The organism is Xenorhabdus japonica, assembly GCF_900115195.1.
Taxonomy (GTDB): Bacteria; Pseudomonadota; Gammaproteobacteria; order Enterobacterales; family Enterobacteriaceae; genus Xenorhabdus; species Xenorhabdus japonica.
Genome location: NZ_FOVO01000003.1, coordinates 34,752 through 54,526, shown reverse-complemented (window position 1 = coordinate 54,526; position 19,775 = coordinate 34,752). Strand labels below are relative to the sequence as shown.

Below are 19,775 nucleotides of genomic sequence, written 5' to 3'. Positions count from 1 at the left end.
GACATTATCCCAATGATACCTATAGAGAGGTATTTTATCTCCAATAAATAACCTGATAAATTAATTAAATTTGCATTTAAGAATTAATATTTAAAATAAGTTTACAAAAACAAAACTTAATCTATAAAATATTCACTTAAATTTATTTGGAAAATTATCAGCAACTAAGGAAACACATTTTTTTATGAAAGTGAATTTATTTCACCCTAATGGTTAAACCTGTTTGCGATATTTCTATTTTTATATCAGGATATATTTTCAGAATCTCATTAATGATGATTCAATATACTCCATAAAAATCACACAGCAATTTAACATAAAGCAGAATCCTATCTTTTATGTTTTATCAAACATAGAATCTGCATTTCTATATGGGAGAAAGAACATGCATAATCATTCAGTCATGATAGTCGATGATCATCCAATCATTCGTCACGGCTTAAAAGAGTTAATTGAACTAGAACGAGAACTTATTGTGACTGCTGAAACCGGCAATGGTGAAGATGCGATTAATATCGCTTGCCAAATAAAACCTGACATTATTTTGATGGATTTGAAAATTAACGGCCTTTCAGGTGTTGATACGATTAAGTCCCTCCGCCGAAAAGGGCTTGACTCCTATATCCTGGTACTCTCCGATTCAGATTACCGAGGTGACATTTACGATGCGGTTGATGCTGGTGCAAATGGTTATTTATTAAAAGATATCGAGCTTACTCCACTATTGAACAACATAAAAAAAGCCACAGATGGTCACGCAGTTTTCAGTGAAAAAGTCCATCAATACTTATCTACACGTCATCTTTATGTTGATCCGTTAACAAAACTAACCAAACGTGAATTAGATGTCTTAAAAGAAATCGCAGAAGGAATGACAAATAAAGAAATTGCTGATTTCCTTTTTATTTCAGAAGAAACTGTGAAAGTTCACACCCGTAACTTATTGAAAAAACTCAAATCCCGCTCCCGTCTCGAAGCCACTATCATCTTTCTAAAACATAGAAAAACAGATTTCATTTAACGTTAGCTTTTCTCTTAACGTCCCCAATATGAAACACAATTTCCCTAATCTTCATCGGTGGGAAATTGTGAGTTATCAAGAATAATAAATTAATTTGTTTTTAATTGACCCCCAATATAATACATAATGGCATTATATATATAATTTATTACTTGATTTAAAGTTAATCTACCTTTGCTGATGGTTTAAACATCCATAACATAAATGATAGGAAAGAAGTGGACAGAGAGGTGGATAGAAAGTTATGCGCAAGAATGTGTTGTCTGGATAAAATGCTAAATTTCCCGCATTATGTCGGATATGTTAAACAAGATAAAACCAAGGCTTTCATCATGTCAGATGCCACTTCTCACAAAGTATCCATTCTCTACGGTATCAAAAACTGCGATACCATAAAAAAAGCGCGTCGTTGGTTAGAAGATCAAGAAATCCCTTATCAATTTCATGATTATCGGATTGATGGCCTATCCTCTGAGCTGCTTCAATCATTTATTGACCAGGCTGGCTGGGAACCTCTCTTGAATACCCGTGGTACAACGTGGCGCAAATTATCTGACGAGCAAAAAGCAGCCATTAACAATGCAGAAGCTGCCAAGGCACTAATGCTGGAGCAACCCTCAATCATAAAACGCCCTCTGTTGATCTCGAGTACAGAAGATTCAAAAAACAAGGGGACAAAAGCAGAGAAGTATTTGCTAGGCTTCAAGGCAGAACAATATGAACAATTTTTCTCCCACGGCTAGATAAGGATTCCATCATGACTTGTCCAGTAATCGACCTTGCTCAACAGTTAATCAATCGTCCTTCAGTCAGCCCAGATGATCAAGGCTGTCAGGAACTTCTTATCCAGCGCCTGCAAGATATTGGCTTCACAATAGAACGAATGCCTTTCGGCGATACCCTGAATTTCTGGGCTTATCGTGGAACTGGAGTAACTTTTGCTCTTGCTGGACATACTGATGTCGTCCCTGCCGGAGATATCTCACAATGGCAAACTCCCCCTTTTGAAGCGTCTATTCGTGATGGAATGTTGTATGGTCGTGGCGCGGCAGATATGAAAAGCTCTCTGGCTGCAATGGTTGTTGCTGCCGAACGTTTTGTCGCAGAGAATCCTGAGCATAAAGGCCGTCTGGCTTTTCTGATCACCTCCGATGAAGAAGCCAAAGCAGCCAATGGTACTGTTAAGGTGGTTGAAGAGTTAATGTCTCGCCATGAACGCTTGGATTATTGTCTGGTGGGAGAGCCATCCAGTCAGCAATGCCTTGGGGATATGATAAAAAATGGTCGTCGGGGTTCTCTGACTGCCAACCTGACTATTTTTGGCATTCAAGGACATGTCGCCTATCCACAGTTAGCTGATAACCCTATTCATCGTGCAGTGCCTTTTCTGCAAGAACTCGTCAATACTAAATGGGATAATGGCAACGAATTTTTCCCTGCTACCAGTATGCAAATCGCCAATATTCAGGCGGGAACCGACAGTAATAACATTATCCCGGGTAAATTGTGGGTTCAATTTAATTTCCGCTTCAGCACTGAACTGACAGATGCCGAGATTCGCCAGCAGATTGAAGATATGCTGAAAAAGCACCATCTCAAATACGATCTTGATTGGTGGCTATCAGGTCAACCGTTCCTGACTTGCAAGGGTGCTCTTGTGAATGCTGTGGTTGAATCCATTGAGCACTATTGTGGATATAAGCCAGAGCTATCAACCAATGGCGGTACATCAGATGGACGCTTTATTGCCAAGATGGGCGCACAAGTCGTGGAGTTAGGGCCAATCAATGCAACAATCCATAAAACAAATGAATGTGTCAAAATATCTGATTTACAAGAATTGAGCCTGATTTATCAACGTATCATGGAGCAATTAATCAAATGATGACACCTGAAATCTTGACCGGTCTGTCCACGGATCATTTAATCACGCTTACTGGCAATCACCGTTTGCAGTTTAATGCTACTAAAGCGTTTCTTGCCATGCAGAAAGAAGCAACTAAAGCAGGTTTTAAACTACAACCTGCCAGTTCATTCCGCGATTTCACGCGTCAGCAAACTATCTGGAATGAGAAATTCCGTGGTCAGCGCCCAGTATTAGATGACAATAGCCAACCTCTTGATATCTCGAAAATGAGTGAAGGTGAACTTTGTGAAGCCATTCTCCGTTGGTCAGCCCTGCCAGGAGCGAGTCGCCATCATTGGGGTACTGAGCTGGATATTTATGACCTCTTTCTGCTGCCAGAAGGTAAAAAATTACAGCTAGAGCCGTGGGAGTATGAAAATGGAGGGTACTTTGAGCCATTAACCCATTGGCTGACAGAAAACATGTCTCGCTATGATTTCTACCGTCCCTTTACCCGTCATGACGCAGGTGTCGCTTATGAACCATGGCATATCAGTTATTGGCCATTATCCCATGAAGCCGAAAATTTATTCGATGAACAAACTCTGCTGAGTGCTTGGGAGAATCGCGATATTGCCGGTATAGATTGGTTAAAATCCAATCTCTCTTATATATTTAAAAAGTACATCAGGACAGTAGACTAAAAACAGTTAACTTAAAAATAGCTAATCATCAGAAATGACACATTAGGTTCTTAGGCTTCATGAAAGAGGCTCTTAACATTCCAAGGAAAATATCATATTGAGGAAAATACTATGCATTGGTTGATAGATTATTGGTGGATTGTTCTGTTAGTGCTCATCGGCATTATCATTAATGCGATAAAAGCGTTAAATAGCGTCGATCCAAAATCTTTCTTGGATAACAAACGTGAATTGCCCCCGCATCGAGATCTTAACGATCAATGGGATGATGATGAGGATGATTGGTCGCAGAAGAATCGCAAGAAATAACCCAGTTTCGCCAGCGATTGGCAAGCATTTCATCTATGTTTGCCAATGCATCAGCCACCTCTTCTCGCCAGTGTTTCAGCAATGCCTTACGCCCGCTCAAAGATAAATCACTAACACATTGTTCGATACTTAGTTGCTGTTGAAGATGTTTTCTCAACGCAGGCAGAGCCAAATTACTCATCAACAGTAGTCTCTGTAATGCAAAATAAGACGCTGACAAAGGGCGATGGGCAAATGCAAATCCAGCCAATTCCTGCCAATCACTGGCATTAAGATTCTCGTCACTGTCATGCTCAACTGGCAAGGCAAAGCCCAGTAACGATTCCAATCCACTGGCATCTCGGGATAATCGCTGCTGTGCGGATTGGGTAAATCGTTCCCCCTGCTCACTCAACGGCAAGACAGCCATCGCAGTATAACAACCACTGCTCGCTTCTCGATGGGTGCCCATTCTTACCAATCGAAAACCACATTTTTGCCACAGTGCCCAAAGGGCAGCGGTATAGCCAAAACTGACAGAAATAAAATCCAGCTTTTGTTTACTGGCTTCCCGATATTGTTGGATTATCAAATGTTGCGCGATACCACGACGGCGATATTGAGCTTGTACAGCAATACGACTGACTCGCTGCGATCGCAAGATTGCAGCCTGCGGAAAACCGCTATGTGCTGCCAAGGATTGAGCCACCAAATTTCCTCTTGGCCGCCGACGCCCTGCCCATATCTCATGTGCCAATGTCTGTGACAAACCACCTTCGCTCACCATCCATAAAGCGCCTGTCAATTGTTGCTTATGCTCTGAAGTACGGGAGATGGCAACCTGAAATGTCATCCCGTTACCATCCATTAATCGACGCAAATCAAGAGGAGATGTACGATAATGCGCACTGGTTAATAATCCATAAAATTGATGCAGTAATGTGGAATGTTGTTGCCATTCGGACTGATGAATCGGATGAAAATGCAACTTTTCTTCGCTCAGGCTTTTTTCACTCAAAGGTTCTTTGCCTGATCGCTCTTCACTTAATCGTGCGTCATAAACCTGCTGTTTATCATTGAATAATTGTTTGTCATTGAATAACAAAGCACTGTCCAGCCACGCTTCCAATGGATCATTCTCAGCCCAACGCATGGGCGTTTTTAGTTCACGAATATGACAATCAGGTAATGCGGCACAAAGCTTCAACAAAAAACCACGCCCTGTTCCTTCATAACCTTGAACCGTTGATGTCAACAATACTCGTGGAAAATGGCGGATCAATTCTGCCAATTGTGGCGTTGGGATCGCCGCAGCTTCATCAATCAATAACCAATCAGCATCACTTTGATTTTCTTGCCCACCATTTTTCGCTCGGCAATATTTCAATAAATTGTCTACCGCCCAAAAAGGTGTTTCTTGTTCCAAAGATTTCTGCTCGGCATCCTCTGAGATACCGGAATAGCGTCGAATAACTTCCGTCGTTATTTTTGCAGGTGCACATAGCAAGCATTTACCTTGCCAATATCGCACCAACATGCCTGCCAGAGCCGATTTTCCCCGCCCGCGTGGCGCAGTTATCACCCAAACGCCTCGTGTAACCTGTAACAATTCGTCAAGAAGAGATTGTTGGCTGGCTGTTGGGTTCCCATCAGGCATCTGCCACATTCCAGTTTGAGGCAACGCCGACATCTGAAAAGGCATTTCCTGACGCCATAATAATACTTCAGGAAATGCGAGGATTTGCTGTTGAATATGCCGAATAAAATTAGGCGTTGGAGTGATGCCTGCCAATTCATTCCAACGCAAACTATCTTCATCAGGCTGTTCTGACCATTGTGACCAAGCGGGTGCACGCATCACTAACCAGCTTCCCGCTTTTAGTGTGCCAGCCAGTATTGCCAATGCTTCAGCATTAAACCCTTGGGTTGCATCAAAGACACCGTGTAGAAATTCACGTCCAAGCAAACTAACAGCTTTTGTTGGATCAATAGCTTTTATTAAATCAATAGCACCAGATGTATGGGCTGAAACTGTCAGCCAATCCCCTTGGAACTGCTTTGTGAGCTGATTGACGATCAGTGCACTCCATTGGGGATCACCACTTAAAACAATCAAACGGCGCTGTCCCTGTTGTTGCATCTGTGCCTGCAACGTTACCCATGAGCTATGCACAGTTACGACTTACCAATCATGATCGATAAAAGACCAGCAGCAATCAGCGGACCTACGGGAACACCCCTGAATAGAGCCACACCCAACACCGTGCCGACCAATAACCCCGCTACTGTAGAAGGCTGACTAGACATTAAAACAACACCACGGCTACCCAACCATGACACAAGAACACCCACAGCAATGGCCAACAGAGATTTCCAGTGTAAGAAAGAACTAAAAATTTCCTGTGTGGAAATTTTTCCACTTGCGATGGGTGCCATGACTCCGATAGTCAGAATCAGAATACCCATCGTCAAGCCATACTTTTCCACCCAAGGGAAAAACTGATTCAATGGTGTGATACGAACTACCAACAAAAATAACATGGCCAGTGTCACTGTCATGTTATGGCTGATGATGCCAAGCCCTGCAAGCACAAGCAAAATAAGTAAAGTAGGATCAATATGACTCATTAGTTTTTATTTCCTATAAGACTCTATAAAAACAATGTTTGATTATTTTTGAATCAGACAACACAAATTATGACACGGACAGGATAATAACTTAAAATTTTTGTATTTAATGAAAAATATTTTATTCAGTGAGTGAATGATTATAAATATTGAATGAATAGTGTGGCAGCTTGCAGTTTGTTAACTCTCTTGCTTTAAGTAATAACATTGATAAATAATTATTCATACAAATCAAGACGCACCTTGTTTCTTGATAAGAAAAAGTATCACAACATGGCAATTTAGCCACTGTGTCAGTAATAAGCCAGCCTTATCGCGCTTTACTGATAAACACCAACACTTTTACTAGGGTGAATTGCGGAAAGATTGTCAGAAGTAGCTTGCAATCAAGATGCGTTCTTATAAGCGATATGAAAAAATTAACGTCCTCCATCATAATCTGTCTCTCCTTGGCTGGTTGCACCACTCAATGGGTACCTGCAACAAGTAATCCTGCCCCTTTCAGTGAAGCAAATGCTGTATGCACGCAATCGGCATCACAACTATTTCCTGTAAAAAATGAAGTAGCCCAAAGATCAGCACTGAAAACAGTACAGCAACCTTGTGTGAATGGAGTTCAATGCGGAAAAAACGGTTATTACAATCAGAGTGTTCCCGTAACAGAAAGTTATGTGATAGATGTTAACAAGGATTCTAGAGGAGAATCTTATTACAACTGTATGCAACAGAAAGGCTGGAAACAAATAACCAAATCCCTGCTCTAACGTTAGTTGAGCGCGCAAAATAAGAAAATCGGATGCCCTTTTTATTGCCGGGCATCCTTTTATTTTAAATAATATTTGTTAAGTAATCGTTTGCGTCACTAGTCTAAAATAACGCCAATACGGCGTGCAACTTCCTCATACGCTTCAATCAAACCACCGAGACTTTGGCGAAAACGATCTTTATCCATTTTATCCATCGTCTGTTGATCCCATAAGCGGCTACCATCCGGTGAAAATTCATCTCCCAATATGACTTTGCCCTTGAATAAACCAAATTCCAACTTAAAATCCACCAAAATCAAACCCGCATCATCAAACAATTTGGTCAATACTTCATTGGCTTTGTAGCTCAGGCGTTTCATTTCAGATAAATGCTCTTGGCTCACCCAACCAAATGTCTCACAGTAGGATTCATTGACCATAGGATCGTGTTTGGCATCGTCTTTCAGAAACAGATCAAACAGTGGCGGATTAAGCACCATCCCTTCTTCCACCCCCAGACGCTTAACAAGGGAACCGGCGGCACGGTTACGAATAACACACTCAACAGGAACCATATCAAGTTTTTTCACCAAGGACTCATTATCTGACAACAGTTGTTCCATTTGCGTCGGAATGCCCGCTTCTTCCAGTTTGCTCATAATGAAATGATTGAATTTATTATTCACCATTCCCTTGCGATCGAACTGTTCAATGCGTTCACCATCCAATGCTGATGTATCATTACGGAATTCTAGTACAAGCAAGTCAGGATTGTCAGTGGCATACACTGTTTTTGCCTTTCCACGATACAACTCAGCTTTCTTCTGCATTTTATACTCCAGAAATATGACATCTTTAAACGTAAATAATTAAATAAAAAACTCTTCCAAAATATAAAGGGGCCTTAGCCCCTTTAATATATTACTTATCTTTGGATTGGCTAAATGCGGCTTCCAGCACAGCCAGAATTTGATCATTTTCAGATTGAGTCAGCGGCTTACCTTTCTCACTAATAAACTGTAGGCTGCTTCGGTTATCCAAATCACCCACCTGCAATTTATAGCTTCCTTCGCTGATAGAAGGCGCTTCTACTCCCAACGCTTTCCAGTCAGAAGAACTACGTCCTTTATAAGTCACTTCTATCTCTCCCTTGGAACGTGTACGATCCGTGACCTGCATACCGATGCTTTCCAACACATATGGCAATCTGTTCCAAACTACGTTGTATGGGGCACGCACAATGATTTGTGGCAATCCGGTATTATCACTACCACTTTGTAAGAACAATGCACCTGAGCTTTTAGCGCTGTTCAGGCTCGTAGCCTCTTGTTGCAGGCTTAAGCCACTGACCAATTTATTAAGCATTATTACATTGTAACGCTGAATTTCGGCCGGAGCGGTAATTTCCTTTTCTCCCTGTTTCAAACCTTCATTCGAAACAGACAGAACTGTTTGATAACTTTGCTGGGTAACCGAAATACGGTAACGTCCCTGATAAGGAACATCTTCATCTGCCCGTTGCCATGTGATCCAATCAGTCGTCACTGTTTGTGCAGAATCATCTTTATGGCTGACTTTATACCCATTTTCTGCCAGCAGATTGTTTATCTGTGACCATAATTTGCTGTATTCCGGGGTATTCTCAAGCAACAACTTACTGCTGTTAGCACTATTTTCAACGCGGGAACCCGTCAATAACGCCAGAACCTGCAATGGAGGACGTATATCCAAATCTTTTCCCACTGCTCCTGTTGAATCCGTTGCCGGAATATTATACTCGCCATTTTGCAGCGGTAATATCATTCCCGCAGGGATGTTCAATGTCTTCAGTGGAGGCATAGCAAGATAGGATTGATCCCCGCTTACTTGACGTTTATAGCGCTGATCGCTGGAGCAGGCAGCCAAAAAAACCACCAATGACAGACCAGCAATCTTTATGACCTTCGATTTTTGCAATAATGTTGCCATTAAAATTCCCTAAAATTTTACAGTAATCCAGCTATTTTCAAGGCCTTACCAACTGGAATTTGCCCTTCCTGCGTTAGCGGGATCATTGGCAAACGCAATGAATCATCGGCAATCAATCCCAATTGACGGCAAGCCCATTTAACTGGCGTCGGGCTAGGTTCAACAAATAATTGATGATGCAACTCCATCAGTCGGCTGTTCAGGCCACGAGCCTTCAAAAATTCACCTTGCTCAGCCAATTCACACACCTGTGCCATTTCCGCCGCCGCAGCGTTTGCGGTTACAGAAATAACACCTTTACCACCAAGCTGCATGAAATCGACAAAACTTGCATCATCACCACTCAGCAGAATGAAATTTTCATCATTAACCAATTCTTGGATCTGACTAACACGACTTAAGTTCCCTGTCGCTTCCTTAAGCGCAACAATATTTTTCAGTTTCGCCAAACGTGCGACAGTCGGAGGCAATAAATCACATCCGGTACGAGGTGGCACATTATACAGAATTTGTGGTAAGTCAGTATTCTCAGCTATTGCCTTATAGTGCAAATATAAACCTTCCTGCGATGGTCTATTATAATAAGGTGTCACCGACAGGCAACCCACAACACCCGTGTTTTCGAAACAGTTGGTCAGAGAAATAGCTTCCGCCGTAGCATTCGCTCCTGTTCCTGCAATCACAGGAATGCGTCCATCAGCCATTTCCAATGTTGTCAGTACAACATCAACGTGTTCGTCATGGTTAAGTGTTGCGCATTCGCCAGTTGTTCCAACAGACACAATCGCAGATGTACCACTGGCGATATGATAATTAACTAATTTTTTCAAACTAGCCTTATCAATCTGACCAGCTGAGTCCATCGGAGTTATCAATGCAACTATACTGCCTGTAAAACCAGAATGATTGCTTACCATTGCCATTTCCCCTTAGTAAAACCTTAAACTGCAAATGAGAAGTTCATGGTACTTTCTTGTTATACAGAAGAAAACTCTTTAAACACGCGATTTCAATGAATTTTGTTAATATCAAGTGTAGCCAATTAAACAGAAATTATAATCATACTCTGTACACTCTTAACAAATGCGATTGACCTTCTCCTGAACATTTTTTATGTTTAAACACAATATACACAGCAGACATCTATTAAAATTAAAGGAAAATCGCTTTGCCAACATCAGAACAGCATTTTTTAGTGATCACAGCCCTGGGTACCGATCGGCCCGGCATCGTTAATACCATCACCCGTCTCGTTAGTACATGCGGTTGTAATATTGAAGATAGCCGTCTGGCAATGTTTGGCGAAGAATTTACTTTTATCATGTTACTATCTGGTAGCTGGAATGCCATTACTTTGATCGAGTCCACCCTGCCACAAAAGGGCGCAGAGCTTGAATTACTCATAGTAATGAAACGCACACGATGCAGTGTTCAGAAAAAATTTCCTTCGACCATCACCGTTAAAGTAGATGTAGATGATTCACCGGGCATTGTTGAACGTTTTACCAGTTTATTCACGGCCCAAGATTTTAATATCGCTGAACTGGTATCAAAAACTCAACCAGCAGAAGGGAATCACCATGCTCGCTTACAGATTCAAATTATAGGCCACAACCCATCTGACGATAACGGCACGATATTTAAAGAAACTTTTCATCATCTATGTACGGAATTAAAGGCACAAGGCAGCATTAGTGTACAAAATCGTTCAAAAGTTGAAATATTACAACAAAAACGAAATAAAAATAAAAACTAAAGAATGCATATCCGTATGTGCAAAGAAAAAAGACACTCAGGGCCTTCAATGTGGAGGCTGATTCTTAAGAAAAAGCCACGCCGGAGCGTAGCCTTGCATTCAGGGTGTAAGCAGAATTAACGCCAATTTATACAGAATGCCTTGGTTTTATTTGTTTGTTTCAATATCTCACCTAGTTTTCGCGAGTCATTATTGCTATATGCAACGGTGTATGTATCGTTGGTGTCGTCTCCACTTAAAAGTGCGGAAGCGCTAAGATTATAGATTGTGTTATCAACGGTTACATAGACATTTTTCGTAAGTAATCCTGCCACCTTCTCATGGCTCTCTTTCGAAGATACTATCAAATGCAACCAATCATACGTACTCCAATAGAATGCCAGAATATCTGCAATTTCTGTCTTATTTGAGATTATATTTAGAGTACCAAAAGGAGATTCACTTCCACTGACCCATCCTCCTCTGTCGCTTATATATCCCCAATCCTGACCGTGATTAAATTTGCTGGTTCCGGATGTAAGATCAAAGGACAGCATGCAGTTAAATTTCCAATCACAAGCCATCATGTCTTCTTGAGTTGGCTGCCAAATTGAAAATTCGCCACTTTCATTGATCTTTTCAATTTGGGGCGAAAAATTCGCCGACTTGGGGGCAAGGCGAATATATTCGTCAGAAGCCTCCCAATCACTACGATACAGCTGATTACCTAAATACACTTGAATTATTGCCCAAGGAAAAGAACCTGTTGGCGCTGCTACAGCATCAATCTTAATCTTATATTGGTCTGGATCAAATGGGCATTTGAGATCAAACTGTTGATTTTCTGGCTTATTAACTTCAGACATAAATCCCTCACTTATTATTTGTTAAAGTTCAAGGCAATTTCATCCTACGGCTAAATCACCAAAAAATTTTACTTAAGTAAGATTATTGCTTCAATCAAATATCCTCGTGTAGCAAGACATATAATTTGATATATGAGGAGTGATTCACTGAATTGTAAGCTCAAAGTTTGCTGCTATGTACATTTTACTGCTACGTACATTTTACTGCTACGTACATATTTATCGTGAAATAAGACGAATGCATATGAATAATGTTTAATACAACGATGCAAAAAGAAAAAATTTAACTTTAAATTCATATGCATGTATAACATGTGATGCATACACATGTTAATGTAAGAATGTATAGCAGCATTAGCGTTCAAATCATTTAAATCAAAACAACTAAACGGAGAATGAATGATGAGTCCATTGAAAGCCGGTGATAAGGCACCTCAATTCAGCCTTCCTGACCAAGATGGCGAAGCCATTAATTTGTCTGATTTCAAGGGGCAGCGTGTTTTAGTTTACTTTTATCCCAAAGCAATGACTCCAGGCTGCACAGTTCAAGCATGTAACTTACGTGATACAATGGATGAACTGAAAAGTGTTAATGTTGAAGTACTGGGCATTAGCACAGATGCACCTGAAAAGTTATCCCGCTTTGTAGAAAAAGAGATGCTGAATTTCACACTACTTTCTGATGTTAACCATCAAGTTGCCGAGCAATTCGGTGTTTGGGGAGAAAAGCAGTTCATGGGGAAAACCTATGACGGCATTCATCGCATCAGTTTCTTAATTAACCCACAAGGTGATGTTGAACACGTTTTTGATAAATTTAAAACCAGTGATCACCATCAAATTGTACTGGATTATGTGAAACAACATTAATCTTGTGCCTATTACACCATAGGCACAATAAATTTTGAGTTGCCGCTCCATCCAACAGGCGGCAACTTATTTACTCTTTCACTCGCTACTTTTCATGATTAATTCTCACGACTTAATTCCGCAACGAAGCCCAATTCGACAAGGAAGCGAATATCGATTAACCCTGCTTACGATGTCGCTGAAAAGATAAAGCTATAACCATCTGTAATATTAGCAGTTGCTTTTATCGTTCTTTTTCTTCCGGCAAAACGTGGATGACAGCCTTGATTAAAGTAGCCAGTGGAATAGCAAAGAAAACGCCCCAGAATCCCCATAATCCGCCAAAAATAATGACAGAAAGGATGATGACAAGTGGGTGAAGATTAACTGCTTCCGAGAACAAAATTGGCACAAGGAGGTTACCGTCTAACCCTTGTACCACTAAATATGCGATGAACAGAGTCCAGAAATCAGCCCCAATTCCCCATTGAAACAAAGCCACAACAATAACTGGAATGGTGACAAGTACGGTGCCGATATAAGGAACGAGCACAGATAAACCGACCAAAACCGCAAGCAACAAAGAATAATGCAATCCAAAGAAAGCAAATACCGCATATGTACAGATAGTCAATATAACCATTTCTGTTACTTTACCGCGGATATAATTGGTGATCTGCTGGTTCATTTCGCGCCACACTTTTCCAGCTAAGCTGCGGTTACGTGGCAATATACACTGTAATGCCACCACCATTTGTTTTTTGTCTTTTAATAGAAAGAACACCATCAAGGGAACAAGGATCAGATAAATCGCTAGCGTCAATAATCCAATCAAAGATGCAACCGAAAACTTAAAAACGGACTCACCCGCCAAAGAGAGTTTGCTGCGCAGATTATCAGCAACCATATCAATAATGCCGGCATCAACCAACGCAGGATAACGAGAAGGTAAAGTATGCGCGTACTCATTAAATCGGTTAATCATATTGGGGAGATCAGAAATTAAATTTAAACCTTGCTGCCAGACAGTCGGAGCAACAATCAAGATAATTAACGCGCTGATTCCCATAAAAACTGTTAATACAATAGAAACAGAAAGTGTACGGCTACAGCCCAACCTTCCTAATTGTACAGTGGGCCATTCCAACAAATAAGCCAGTACAATAGCTGCAAGAACAGGTGCCAAAATTCCATTGAAAAAGTAGATGATCCCAAAACCAGCTAATAAAATAACTGATAATGCAACAACTTGTGGATCAGTGAAACGGCGACGATACCATTGCATGATCATATCTAACATAAATACAGCTCCTTAAAGATTAGAGACAACTCCTAATGATTATTTTTCACTAAAATTTATTATCATTAACAATTTTAGGGTACCCTTTTACCATAAACGTATTCATGAAATTGATAGCCAGAACGGAGCACACTGTTTTATGAGAATCGCTTTATGAAAAAAACGTCGAAAAAATCTCCGATAACCCTCTTTATCAGCCTGTTGTTATTGGGTAATACACCTGTATTATCTGCCCCGGCTGAAGATTCACTGCCTGATATTGGCACTACAGCAGGGGCAACCCTCAGCATCAATCAGGAAATGGCTATGGGTGATTTTTATATACGCTCAATACGGGCCCAGGCACCTCTGATTTATGACCCGCTACTAACCCAATACATTAATGACCTAGGTCATAAATTAGTCAGCCATGCCGATTCAGTAAAAACTCCCTTCCATTTCTATCTAATCAATAATCCTAATATTAATGCCTACGCATTTTTCGGCGGTAACGTTGTTCTGCACTCGGCTCTATTGCACTATAGTCGCAATGAAAGCGAGCTGGCATCTGTCATGGCTCATGAAATTTCCCATGTTACACAACGGCATTTAGCACGATTAATAGAAGAACAAAAACGTACCAGTCCTCTGGCATGGGCTGGCACACTGGGTTCGATCCTGCTAATAATGGCCAATCCACAGGCCGGTATGGCTGCACTCAGTAGTACATTAGCCGGTTTCCAACAGGGCATGATCAGTTTTACTCAATCGAATGAGCAAGAAGCTGATCGCATTGGCATGCGAACGCTCAGTCGAGCAGGATTTGACCCGCGCGGTATGCCTAATTTTATGCAGATACTGGCAGACCAATCCCGCTACAGCTCCAGGCTACCGGAAATGCTATATACACATCCATTACCTGACAGCCGCTTGGCCGATGCTCGCAATAGGGCAACTCAATATTCAGCTAAAACCGTTCCTGAGTCGCAAGATTTTCTGTTCGCCCGTGTTCATATTTTAACCATGTATTCAACCGATCAACGCCCTTATATTGACGAGTTATTAAAAAAATATAGTCAAGGAACCGCCAAAGAACAGTTTGCAGCTGCCTATGGACATGCTATTTTGCTTTCTCAGGATAAAAAATATACTGAGGCCAGAACAATACTCTCTCCATTGCTGGATAAACAACCGGATAACATTTGGTTTATTGATACAATGACTAATATTGATATCGGGCAAAAACAGTATACCAGTGCCATCAATCGATTACAGGACGCCCTTAAAAAGCATAAAAACAACCCAGTGTTGCAATTTTCCCTCTCAAATGCCTATTTTCAGGACAATAAGTATTCTCAGGCATCACAACTTCTGTTTCGTTATACCTTCAATCACCCAGACGATCTCAATGGATGGGAGCTGCTAAGAAACGCCGCCGGAAAACAAGGGAAACGCGATGAGGCACTCGCCGCCCAAGCAGAAGTCATGGCATTAAAAGGTCAATTTGACTTAGCGATAATGCAACTTAGCGAGGCCAGTGCATTGGCAAAATTGGGCAGTTATGCTCAAAAACGGTATGATGCCCGCATTGATCAATTGCGCCAACTGCAACAAAGTTATAGCCAATACAAAAAATGAAGGATTTTTACATGCAACAAGTTACTTTCTACCATAATCCCCGCTGCTCAAAGAGCCGTGAAACACTTAAATTGGTTGAAGAACTCGGCATTGTGCCAGAAATCATTCACTATCTCGATACGCCACCTACAGTAGAACAACTTGCCGTGTTATTGAAACAGCTCGGTTTCAAAGATGCCCGTCAATTGATGCGCATCAAAGAAGAGCTATATAAAGAGTTAAACCTTGATGATGCTGCATTATCCCAAGAGGCCTTGCTTCAGGCGATGGCTGAAAACCCTAAATTGATAGAGCGCCCGATTGTTGTTGTTGGTGATAAGGCGCGTTTGGGGCGTCCCCCTGAGCAAGTTAAAGAAATTCTGTTCTAAATATTCTTCAGAGAAAATAAATAAAAAAGTGATAGGGATATATTCTCTATCACTTTTTTATCCTGATCTAATTTCCTTTCTGCTTTATTAATTCAAAGCTCAAGGATATCCTTCACAAATGGAATCGTCAGTTTGCGTTGTGCCACAATGGAAGCACGATCAAGCTCATCCAAAGTTTTAAACAACGTTTGCATTTCCCTATCGAGCCGTTTCAGAACAAAGCGCCCGACATCTTCTGGTAATTCAAAACCCCGTAATTTTGCCCGTAGTTGTAATGCCTGAATTTTCTCATCATCAGACAAAGGCTGTAATTTGTAAATTTGCCCCCAATCCAAACGAGATGCTAAATCCGGCAGCGTCAGGTTAATTTGCCGCGGGGGACGATCACCTGTGATCAAAAGACAAGTCCGGCCAATTTCTACAATTCGGTTGTAAAGATTAAAAATAGCCATCTCCCATGCCTGATCACCGGCAATACACTCAATATTATCGATGCACACTAATGATAAATGTTCCATGCCATCAAGGACTTCAGGAACAAAATAGGCACGTTTATCCAGTGGTACATACCCTACAGCTTCTTCCTGCTGGGACAATTCGGTACAAGCTGCATGAAGCAAATGGCTCTTACCCCCGCCATCGCGGGACCAAAAATAGATATAACTGCCGTGTGAATGGCTAATGGCCAATTTTATTGCAGCTAATAAGGAAGTATTCTCACCTGCAAAGAAACTGGCAAAGGTTTCATCATCGGGCAAATATAATGGCAATGAAAGCTGCGACGGTGTATTCAGAAGCACCTCAAACAGAATGGATAACGAACAGTGCTAAGTCTACCACAAAAGAGCTCTATAAATGAAACGAATGCTTTGTTTAAAGCAGGAGGTTATTATTGAGGCACATTACCCCATAAAATGGGGGCAATTTACAACCAATCAGATAGTAAAAATTTACTTTTTTTGACTGGCATTATAATGAAAATTCAGGTTAGTATCAAAACATACTTTTCATAACTATACAGCTGTAACAAAACAAAGCCCATTATGTCCTCAAGCTAGATATAGTCCACCCCAGAGAAAAAGTTCTTATATCTGACAACCCTATACTACCAATAGTCAATATTGCTAATGGTAGAAATACGATACATTACCAGAGACTTTAACTTATCTATCTTAAATTATTTTCATTGGAGGTTAATATGTTAATAGAAACAATATGACGTGATGTGATAAAAAAACTCAAATCTTTTTTATAAATGTTTCCTCCAACAAATTTTTTTTGAAACTAAAAAAATTGATAAAGTTGGTGAATATGAGGATCCTATAGTACATAAACTAATAAATATCATTGAACAAAAAGAAGAGATAATTAATAAATTACATACAGAAGAAAAGCAGATTTATAGTCAAAATGGCTCAGAAAGCATTCCCCGATGCTATAAACATTTTACTGAGAATAAATTCAAAACTAATCTCGTTGAAAATTGTGATGAACTTTCTACTTATGCTTTTCATTACTTGATCAAGAATTATTCCCTCAAAATTTTTAATCATTACAAAAAGCTAGATCCCAAACCTAAGAAAATAATATACATAACCATGTATGAGACCCAGGAACCTCATGATCATATTTTTATAAATATATGCCACATGGAAGATAAAAATATTAGAGAACAAATAGCAAACATGGGAAGATACAATAATTTATCTGATATTACAGCCGATAAGCTAAGAGAAAAAGCACGCATATATAGTGAATTAACTAAGATAGCCTTAAAAAAAGATGTTAAATTATCTGATTAATTTGAAAAGCAAACTCAAACCAATGCCTACAACCGTGGCAAGAGCCATACCTTTCAATTCGGCTGCACCAATCTGAATTTTCGCTCCACTGACACCAATAATCAAAATAACGGAAGTCAGAATCAAATTCTGCGCCTTGCTGTAATCAACTTTCGAATCAATCAAAACTCGGATACCTGATGCACCAATCACTCCGTATAGCAACAGGGAAACGCCACCCATAACAGGAACAGGGATCATTTGAATTGCCGCGGCCAATTTACCGACACAGGAAAGCAATATTGCAATCACCGCAGCACCACCAATCACCCACGTGCTATACACACGGGTAAGCTCCATAACACCAATATTTTCACCATAAGTCGTATTGGGTGTTGAACCAAAGAAACCCGAAATCATCGTTGAAAAACCATTCGCAAACATCGAGCAATGCAGGCCCGGATTTTTCAATAAATCTTTCTGCACAATATTTGCTGTTACCACCAAGTGCCCAACATGCTCCGCAATGACTACCAACGCCGCAGGTAAAATCGTCATGATGGCAAGCCATTCAAAACGTGGAGTATAGAATGTTGGCAATGCAAACCACGGAGCTTCACGTACTGGAGTTAAATCTACAACACCCATGAAGAATGACAACGCATAACCCGCCAAAACACCAATCAGAATCGGGATAATCGCCATAAAACCACGGAACATCACTGAACCAAAGATAGTTACACCCAGCGTTACCATCGATATAGTCAGGTTGGTCGTATTGACCTCAGTGCCTGCTGCTGGACGCAAACCCGCCATATCAGCAGCAACACCTGCCAGCTCCAGCCCGATCACTGCAACAATAGCCCCCATTGCTGCAGGCGGAAACATCGCATTGATCCATCCCCTTCCTGCAACTTTTACAATCAGGGCAACCAGACAAAACAACAAACCACAGATAATGAATCCACCCAATGCCAACTCATACCCCAAAGGAAGCAACAACAATACAGGAGAGATAAAAGCAAAACTGGAACCTAAGTAGGCCGGAATTCTTCCTTTACAAATCACCAAATACAGCAATGTTCCAATGCCGTTGAACAACAAAATTGTCGCGGGATTAACTTTAAACAAAATGGGAACTAAAACGGTTGCACCAAACATGGCAAATAGATGCTGTAAACTTAAAGGGATAGTCTGTGCCAAAGGCGGCTTTTCGTCTACCCCAATAGTCCGACGGGTCATTATTGATATCCTCTTATATCATCTTGCTAGAAACCAAAAAAAAGCCGACTTTTCAGCCGGCTATAAATGTTATTTAGTACCAAATATTTTATCACCTGCATCTCCTAAGCCGGGGACGATGTATCCATGCTCATTAAGATATTCATCAATCGAAGCGGTATACAATTCAACATCAGGGTGAGCTTTCTCTAGTGCAGTAACCCCTTCCGGCGCAGCAACCAAAACCAGTACCTTAATTACAGGGCATCCCGCTTTTTTCAGCAAATCAATGGTGGCAATCATGGAGCCACCAGTCGCCAACATCGGATCAACAACCAATGCCATGCGTTCATTAATGTCAGAAACTAATTTCTGAAAATAGGGCACAGGTTCAAGTGTTTCCTCATCACGATACACACCAACCACACTGATTCGCGCACTAGGGATATTTTCCAGTACGCCATCCATCATGCCCAAGCCCGCACGCAGGATAGGTACAACTGTAATTTTCTTCCCTTTAATTTGGTCTACTTCTACCGGACCACACCAGCCATCAATGGTTACTTTCTCAACCTCTAAATCAGCAGTTGCTTCATATGTCAGAAGACTACCCACCTCTGAGGCCAGTTCACGAAAGCGTTTGGTGCTTATATCATGATCTCGCATCAGGCCAAGCTTATGTCTAACTAGTGGGTGTTTAACCTCAACGATCTTCATGGGTTTCTCCTAATATAGCCAGCAGATAAAAAATCGCGGGATTATACCGCCTTTTCAATATCAAGCCACTACTAATCTATTGATTTTTATCAATCACGAATAGTTTTCTTCTGTTCTGCT

The 19,775-nt window shown here is 40.9% G+C and carries 20 protein-coding genes; 10 read left to right on the top strand and 10 right to left on the bottom strand.

The window, feature by feature from the left end:
• Nucleotides 1-385: 385 nt before the first annotated feature.
• From BM135_RS02140 to BM135_RS02120, 5 genes are all read left to right on the top strand, one after another.
• Nucleotides 386-1,021, top strand: a complete 636-nt coding sequence (locus BM135_RS02140) for a response regulator (protein WP_092517364.1) — start codon at nt 386-388, stop codon at nt 1,019-1,021.
• Nucleotides 1,022-1,353: 332 nt separating this feature from the next.
• The gene (locus tag BM135_RS02135) at nt 1,354-1,764 is read left to right on the top strand and encodes an ArsC family reductase (protein ID WP_092517509.1); all 411 of its coding nucleotides are present in this window, start codon (nt 1,354-1,356) and stop codon (nt 1,762-1,764) included.
• Nucleotides 1,765-1,778: 14 nt separating this feature from the next.
• Nucleotides 1,779-2,906, top strand: coding sequence for a succinyl-diaminopimelate desuccinylase (gene dapE, locus BM135_RS02130; protein ID WP_092517363.1), 1,128 nt, complete (start codon nt 1,779-1,781; stop codon nt 2,904-2,906).
• The gene (locus tag BM135_RS02125; RefSeq protein WP_092517361.1) at nt 2,903-3,571 is read left to right on the top strand and encodes a M15 family metallopeptidase; all 669 of its coding nucleotides are present in this window, start codon (nt 2,903-2,905) and stop codon (nt 3,569-3,571) included. The genes dapE and BM135_RS02125 overlap by 4 nt, the downstream gene beginning before the upstream one ends.
• A gap of 111 nt (nt 3,572-3,682) precedes the next feature.
• A complete protein-coding gene (locus tag BM135_RS02120) occupies nt 3,683-3,880 on the top strand; it encodes a YpfN family protein (RefSeq protein WP_092517359.1) in 198 nt (65 codons plus the stop codon).
• On the opposite strand, the gene BM135_RS02115 is transcribed toward BM135_RS02120, so the two are convergent.
• The 5 genes from BM135_RS02115 to dapA form a co-directional block, all read right to left on the bottom strand.
• Nucleotides 3,822-6,032 carry a tRNA(Met) cytidine acetyltransferase TmcA gene (locus BM135_RS02115; RefSeq protein ID WP_479688439.1) on the bottom strand — a complete coding sequence of 737 codons (2,211 nt, stop codon included), beginning with the start codon at nt 6,030-6,032 and terminating at the stop codon, nt 3,822-3,824. The genes BM135_RS02120 and BM135_RS02115 overlap by 59 nt on opposite strands.
• A 2-nt stretch (nt 6,033-6,034) precedes the next feature.
• Nucleotides 6,035-6,487, bottom strand: coding sequence for a DUF441 domain-containing protein (locus BM135_RS02110; RefSeq protein ID WP_092517357.1), 453 nt, complete (start codon nt 6,485-6,487; stop codon nt 6,035-6,037).
• An 862-nt stretch (nt 6,488-7,349) separates the two neighbouring features.
• On the bottom strand, nt 7,350-8,063 hold the full coding sequence (purC, locus tag BM135_RS02100) for a phosphoribosylaminoimidazolesuccinocarboxamide synthase (RefSeq protein WP_092517353.1): 714 nt from the start codon (nt 8,061-8,063) through the stop codon (nt 7,350-7,352).
• 91 nt (nt 8,064-8,154) lie between these two features.
• Entirely contained in the window at nt 8,155-9,201 is a 1,047-nt protein-coding gene (bamC, locus tag BM135_RS02095; protein ID WP_092517351.1) for an outer membrane protein assembly factor BamC, read from the bottom strand.
• A gap of 17 nt (nt 9,202-9,218) precedes the next feature.
• Nucleotides 9,219-10,118, bottom strand: a complete 900-nt coding sequence (gene dapA, locus BM135_RS02090; RefSeq protein ID WP_092517349.1) for a 4-hydroxy-tetrahydrodipicolinate synthase — start codon at nt 10,116-10,118, stop codon at nt 9,219-9,221.
• A gap of 251 nt (nt 10,119-10,369) precedes the next feature.
• On the opposite strand from dapA, the gene BM135_RS02085 reads away from it, so the two are divergent.
• Nucleotides 10,370-10,957 (top strand): glycine cleavage system transcriptional repressor, encoded by a 588-nt coding sequence (locus BM135_RS02085; protein ID WP_092517347.1) that lies wholly within the window; start codon nt 10,370-10,372, stop codon nt 10,955-10,957.
• 116 nt (nt 10,958-11,073) lie between these two features.
• Here the strand turns inward: BM135_RS02085 and BM135_RS02080 are convergent, their stop codons facing one another.
• Entirely contained in the window at nt 11,074-11,802 is a 729-nt protein-coding gene (locus tag BM135_RS02080) for a Thoeris anti-defense Tad2 family protein (RefSeq protein WP_092517345.1), read from the bottom strand.
• A gap of 402 nt (nt 11,803-12,204) precedes the next feature.
• On the opposite strand from BM135_RS02080, the gene bcp reads away from it, so the two are divergent.
• Nucleotides 12,205-12,672 (top strand): thioredoxin-dependent thiol peroxidase, encoded by a 468-nt coding sequence (gene bcp / locus BM135_RS02075; protein ID WP_092517505.1) that lies wholly within the window; start codon nt 12,205-12,207, stop codon nt 12,670-12,672.
• Nucleotides 12,673-12,895: 223 nt separating this feature from the next.
• Here the strand turns inward: bcp and BM135_RS02070 are convergent, their stop codons facing one another.
• Nucleotides 12,896-13,951, bottom strand: a complete 1,056-nt coding sequence (locus BM135_RS02070) for an AI-2E family transporter (RefSeq protein WP_092517343.1) — start codon at nt 13,949-13,951, stop codon at nt 12,896-12,898.
• Nucleotides 13,952-14,104: 153 nt separating this feature from the next.
• Between BM135_RS02070 and bepA the strand changes: the two genes are divergently transcribed.
• Together bepA and arsC are read left to right on the top strand one after the other, a co-directional pair.
• Entirely contained in the window at nt 14,105-15,568 is a 1,464-nt protein-coding gene (gene bepA / locus BM135_RS02065; protein WP_092517342.1) for a beta-barrel assembly-enhancing protease, read from the top strand.
• 11 nt (nt 15,569-15,579) lie between these two features.
• Complete coding sequence (gene arsC / locus BM135_RS02060) at nt 15,580-15,936, top strand: arsenate reductase (glutaredoxin) (RefSeq protein ID WP_092517341.1); 357 nt, start codon at nt 15,580-15,582, stop codon at nt 15,934-15,936.
• Between the two features lie 92 nt (nt 15,937-16,028).
• Here the strand turns inward: arsC and hda are convergent, their stop codons facing one another.
• Nucleotides 16,029-16,736, bottom strand: a complete 708-nt coding sequence (gene hda / locus BM135_RS02055; RefSeq protein ID WP_175485901.1) for a DnaA inactivator Hda — start codon at nt 16,734-16,736, stop codon at nt 16,029-16,031.
• An 849-nt stretch (nt 16,737-17,585) separates the two neighbouring features.
• Between hda and BM135_RS16845 the strand changes: the two genes are divergently transcribed.
• Nucleotides 17,586-17,738, top strand: a complete 153-nt coding sequence (locus BM135_RS16845; RefSeq protein WP_175485899.1) for a hypothetical protein — start codon at nt 17,586-17,588, stop codon at nt 17,736-17,738.
• Here BM135_RS16845 and uraA read toward each other — a convergent pair.
• Nucleotides 17,727-18,959: a uracil permease gene (gene uraA, locus BM135_RS02045; RefSeq protein WP_092517338.1), complete on the bottom strand. Its 1,233-nt coding sequence runs from the start codon at nt 18,957-18,959 to the stop codon at nt 17,727-17,729. The genes BM135_RS16845 and uraA overlap by 12 nt on opposite strands.
• A 69-nt stretch (nt 18,960-19,028) precedes the next feature.
• A complete protein-coding gene (gene upp, locus BM135_RS02040) occupies nt 19,029-19,655 on the bottom strand; it encodes a uracil phosphoribosyltransferase (RefSeq protein ID WP_092517336.1) in 627 nt (208 codons plus the stop codon).
• Between the last annotated feature and the right edge of the window lie 120 nt (nt 19,656-19,775).

What these genes read in the sequence shown, in the direction of transcription:
- dapE (WP_092517363.1), top strand. Translation starts at nt 1,779, where the DNA reads ATGACTTGTCCAGTAATCGACCTTGCTCAACAGTTAATCAATCGTCCT.
- upp (WP_092517336.1), bottom strand. Translation starts at nt 19,655, where the DNA reads ATGAAGATCGTTGAGGTTAAACACCCACTAGTTAGACATAAGCTTGGC.
- bepA (WP_092517342.1), top strand. Translation starts at nt 14,105, where the DNA reads ATGAAAAAAACGTCGAAAAAATCTCCGATAACCCTCTTTATCAGCCTG.
- BM135_RS02080 (WP_092517345.1), bottom strand. Translation starts at nt 11,802, where the DNA reads ATGTCTGAAGTTAATAAGCCAGAAAATCAACAGTTTGATCTCAAATGC.
- BM135_RS02140 (WP_092517364.1), top strand. Translation starts at nt 386, where the DNA reads ATGCATAATCATTCAGTCATGATAGTCGATGATCATCCAATCATTCGT.
- uraA (WP_092517338.1), bottom strand. Translation starts at nt 18,959, where the DNA reads ATGACCCGTCGGACTATTGGGGTAGACGAAAAGCCGCCTTTGGCACAG.
- BM135_RS02120 (WP_092517359.1), top strand. Translation starts at nt 3,683, where the DNA reads ATGCATTGGTTGATAGATTATTGGTGGATTGTTCTGTTAGTGCTCATC.
- BM135_RS02125 (WP_092517361.1), top strand. Translation starts at nt 2,903, where the DNA reads ATGATGACACCTGAAATCTTGACCGGTCTGTCCACGGATCATTTAATC.
- BM135_RS02135 (WP_092517509.1), top strand. Translation starts at nt 1,354, where the DNA reads ATGTCAGATGCCACTTCTCACAAAGTATCCATTCTCTACGGTATCAAA.
- bcp (WP_092517505.1), top strand. Translation starts at nt 12,205, where the DNA reads ATGAGTCCATTGAAAGCCGGTGATAAGGCACCTCAATTCAGCCTTCCT.
- purC (WP_092517353.1), bottom strand. Translation starts at nt 8,063, where the DNA reads ATGCAGAAGAAAGCTGAGTTGTATCGTGGAAAGGCAAAAACAGTGTAT.
- BM135_RS02070 (WP_092517343.1), bottom strand. Translation starts at nt 13,951, where the DNA reads ATGTTAGATATGATCATGCAATGGTATCGTCGCCGTTTCACTGATCCA.
- bamC (WP_092517351.1), bottom strand. Translation starts at nt 9,201, where the DNA reads ATGGCAACATTATTGCAAAAATCGAAGGTCATAAAGATTGCTGGTCTG.
- arsC (WP_092517341.1), top strand. Translation starts at nt 15,580, where the DNA reads ATGCAACAAGTTACTTTCTACCATAATCCCCGCTGCTCAAAGAGCCGT.
- BM135_RS16845 (WP_175485899.1), top strand. Translation starts at nt 17,586, where the DNA reads ATGGAAGATAAAAATATTAGAGAACAAATAGCAAACATGGGAAGATAC.
- BM135_RS02110 (WP_092517357.1), bottom strand. Translation starts at nt 6,487, where the DNA reads ATGAGTCATATTGATCCTACTTTACTTATTTTGCTTGTGCTTGCAGGG.
- dapA (WP_092517349.1), bottom strand. Translation starts at nt 10,118, where the DNA reads ATGGTAAGCAATCATTCTGGTTTTACAGGCAGTATAGTTGCATTGATA.